Raw genomic sequence first — 1938 nt, forward strand, 5'->3', positions numbered from 1 at the left:
GCCGACCTCACCCTTATCAGGGGTGCGCTCTAACCAACTGAGCTACAGACCCGGCTTACCACTGGGTCCGTGACCCAAACAGTCATTGCTCTTGGTCGATCAGGTAATTGATTGTGAGCGCTTATCTCGCGATCCGCTTGTCGTTTAAGGAGGTGATCCAGCCGCAGGTTCCCCTACGGCTACCTTGTTACGACTTCACCCCAGTCATGAACCACACCGTGGTGATCGCTCCCCCGAGGGTTAAGCTAACCACTTCTGGTGCAGTCCACTCCCATGGTGTGACGGGCGGTGTGTACAAGGCCCGGGAACGTATTCACCGTGACATTCTGATTCACGATTACTAGCGATTCCGACTTCACGGAGTCGAGTTGCAGACTCCGATCCGGACTGAGGCCGGCTTTCTGGGATTCGCTCCACCTCGCGGTCTCGCAACCCTTTGTACCGGCCATTGTAGCACGTGTGTAGCCCTACCCGTAAGGGCCATGATGACTTGACGTCGTCCCCACCTTCCTCCGGTTTGTCACCGGCAGTCTCCCTAGAGTTCCCGACCGAATCGCTGGCAAATAGGGACAAGGGTTGCGCTCGTTACGGGACTTAACCCAACATTTCACAACACGAGCTGACGACAGCCATGCAGCACCTGTCTCAGAGTTCCCGAAGGCACCAAGGTATCTCTACCAAGTTCTCTGGATGTCAAGGGTAGGTAAGGTTCTTCGCGTTGCATCGAATTAAACCACATGCTCCACCGCTTGTGCGGGCCCCCGTCAATTCATTTGAGTTTTAACCTTGCGGCCGTACTCCCCAGGCGGTCGACTTATCGCGTTAACTGCGCCACTAAGTCCTTAAAGGTCCCAACGGCTAGTCGACATCGTTTACGGCGTGGACTACCAGGGTATCTAATCCTGTTTGCTACCCACGCTTTCGCACCTCAGTGTCAGTGTCAGGCCAGAAGGCCGCCTTCGCCACTGGTATTCCTCCCGATCTCTACGCATTTCACCGCTACACCGGGAATTCTACCTTCCTCTCCTGCACTCTAGTCTGGCCGTTCCGGATGCCGTTCCCAGGTTGAGCCCGGGGCTTTCACAACCGGCGTGCCAAACCACCTACGCGCGCTTTACGCCCAGTAATTCCGATTAACGCTCGCACCCTCCGTATTACCGCGGCTGCTGGCACGGAGTTAGCCGGTGCTTCTTCTGCGAGTGATGTCCTTCTTGACGGGTATTGACCGCCAAGCCTTCTTCCTCGCTGAAAGTGCTTTACAACCCGAGGGCCTTCTTCACACACGCGGCATGGCTGGATCAGGCTTGCGCCCATTGTCCAATATTCCCCACTGCTGCCTCCCGTAGGAGTCTGGGCCGTGTCTCAGTCCCAGTGTGGCTGATCATCCTCTCAGACCAGCTACGGATCGTCGCCTTGGTGAGCCATTACCTCACCAACCAGCTAATCCGACATAGGCTCATCCGATAGCGCAAGGTCCGAAGATCCCCTGCTTTCTCCCGTAGGACGTATGCGGTATTAGCCTGGGTTTCCCCAGGTTATCCCCCACTACCGGGCAGATTCCTATGCATTACTCACCCGTCCGCCGCTCGCCACCAGGGAGCAAGCTCCCCGTGCTGCCGCTCGACTTGCATGTGTTAGGCCTGCCGCCAGCGTTCAATCTGAGCCATGATCAAACTCTTCAGTTAAAAGTCTGATAGTCCTTACCTCTTCCTCTGCCCTAAGGCGTCAGAAGTGAAGCGGACCAAACTTGGTTCAAGGTCAAACGAATCTTTGACGAGTCGCTTGCCTTGATATGCTGTGACTGGCGTCACGCAAGACAAGCGCCCACATCAATTACCTGATCGATTGTTAAAGAGCGTCCCTACTTGAAGCGCTTTGCTTCTGCCGTCGGCCCCAAGTGCTTGTCAGCGCTTGTTTTCTTGGCCGCCGTAAGGAGTG

1 rRNA gene is annotated in these 1938 nt (G+C 55.9%); it reads right to left on the reverse strand.

The window, feature by feature from the left end:
- Positions 1 to 145 precede the first annotated feature (145 nt).
- Positions 146 to 1685 (reverse strand): 16S ribosomal RNA (locus DOM67_RS19615).
- Positions 1686 to 1938 lie beyond the last annotated feature (253 nt).

The organism is Salinicola sp. RZ23, assembly GCF_003206675.1.
GTDB lineage: Bacteria > Pseudomonadota > Gammaproteobacteria > Pseudomonadales > Halomonadaceae > Salinicola > Salinicola endophyticus.